The 1,994-nt window shown below is 66.7% G+C and carries 1 protein-coding gene; it reads left to right on the top strand.

Going from position 1 to position 1,994, the window contains the following annotated elements; all coding sequences use genetic code 11:
• Positions 1 to 444 precede the first annotated feature (444 nt).
• The coding region (locus R1101_RS0122225; RefSeq protein WP_016935427.1) for an aconitate hydratase at positions 445 to 1,994 on the top strand (1,550 nt) is incomplete at its 3' end.

Genomic DNA, 1,994 nt, shown 5'->3' with positions numbered 1-1,994 from the left:
TGTGGGCGGGATGAGAGGAGGGCGAAGTGGCGGCTTATGACCGCGGGTCGTCGAATCCTCCGAGATATCGCGCCTCCCACCACAGCGGACTGTGCGCAGCGATCCGTGCTCGTCGGCTCAGGGCAGGCCGAGAATGACGCGGCTGCGAGCCGGCGAACAGGTTCACTGCAATGTCCGTTCTGTATGGAATGACCGTATGGGTGTCGCGTGTGCCGCCGCCCGCGTTACACACTCCCGAAGCGCTCTCACAGCACCCCGGACCACGGGCGCGAACTGGTCATCGGAGCGCGCAATAACGCGCACCGATGACCGTTTCGCGCGTCGCTATCGAGTCGCCCTCTGCCGGTGTCCGGGGCGCCTGAATCCACCCGGTGATTGCCGCACAGCGGAACGGGCTACCCATCCGGGTAACCACCGGAAACATCGCAGTCGGGAGGCACGTTCATGAGTGACGACAGTTTCGGCGCACGCGACACCCTGAAGGTCGACGACACCGACTATCGGATCTATCGCATCGACAGGGTCCCGGGCTCGGAGCGACTGCCGTACAGCCTCAAGGTCCTGTTGGAGAACCTGCTGCGCACCGAGGACGGGCGTCTCGTCACCCGGGAGCAGATCGAAGCGGTCGCGGGATGGGATCCGAAGTCGACGCACAACCCGGAGATCCAGTTCTCCCCGGCGCGCGTCCTCATGCAGGACTTCACCGGCGTGCCGTGCGTCGTGGACCTCGTCGCGATGCGCGACGCCATGACGCAGCAGGGCGGCGACCCGAAGCGCATCAACCCTCTGATTCCCACCGAACTCGTCATCGACCATTCGGTGATCGCCGATGTCTTCGGCACCGAGGACGCCTTCCGGGTCAACACCGATCTCGAGTTCCAGCGCAATCGTGAACGCTACGAGCTGCTGCGCTGGGCGCAGGGTGCCTTCGACGATTTCAAGGTGGTTCCGCCCGGCACCGGCATCTGCCATCAGGTGAACCTCGAGTACCTGGCCCGCGTCGTCTTCACGCGGGAGGACGGGGACGGCGGGCTCGTCGCCTATCCCGATTCGCTCGTCGGCACCGACTCGCACACCCCCATGGTCAACGGCCTCGGCGTGGTCGGCTGGGGTGTCGGTGGTATCGAAGCCGAAGCGGCGATGCTGGGCCAGCCCGCGTCGATGTTGATCCCGCAGGTCGTCGGCTTCAAGCTCACCGGCGAGCTGACGGAAGGCACGACGGCGACCGACCTCGTGCTCACCGTCGCCGAGATGCTCCGCAAGACAGGCGTGGTCGGCAAGTTCGTCGAGTTCTTCGGTCCCGGCGTGGCCAACGTGCCGCTCGCCAACCGCGCGACCATCGGCAACATGAGCCCGGAGTACGGCTCGACGATCTCGATCTTCCCGATCGACGACGTCACCCTCGACTACCTGCGCCTCACTGGCCGCGACGACCGGCAGATCCGTCTCGTCGAGGCGTATGCGAAGGAACAGGGTCTGTGGCACGACCCGGATCGCGAGCCCGAGTACAGCGAGGTCGTCGAACTGGATCTGGCGAAGGTCCGCCCGTCCGTCGCCGGCCCGAAGCGACCGCAGGACCGCATTCCGGTCGCGCTCACGCCCAAGGCGGTGACCTCGCTGCTCAACGGTGAGGAGGTGCCCGACGTCGTCTCCCGCGTCCAGGATTCGGGTGTCGACGAGGGCGTGCTCGAATCGTTCCCTGCCAGCGATCCGGTGTCGGTGCGCAGCGAGGACTCCCGCGACGAGCCGCGCGAGCCCGTACCCGACGATGCCGATACCTCGGCGCCGCCGTCGAAGAAGGTCCCGGTGCGGATCGGCGACGGCGACGAGTTCGAACTCGACAACGGCCACGTGGTGATCGCGGCGATCACGTCGTGCACGAACACGTCGAACCCGTCGGTGATGATCGGCGCGGCGCTGCTCGCGAAGAAGGCGGTCGAGAAGGGGCTGCGGAGCAAGCCGTGGGTGAAGACCACGCTGGCTCCGGGGTCGCG

Source organism: Rhodococcus sp. R1101 (assembly GCF_000278445.1).
Classification (GTDB): domain Bacteria; phylum Actinomycetota; class Actinomycetes; order Mycobacteriales; family Mycobacteriaceae; genus Rhodococcus; species Rhodococcus gordoniae.
The sequence above is the reverse complement of the archived record's forward strand: the minus strand, read 5'-3'. Positions and strand labels throughout refer to the sequence as shown.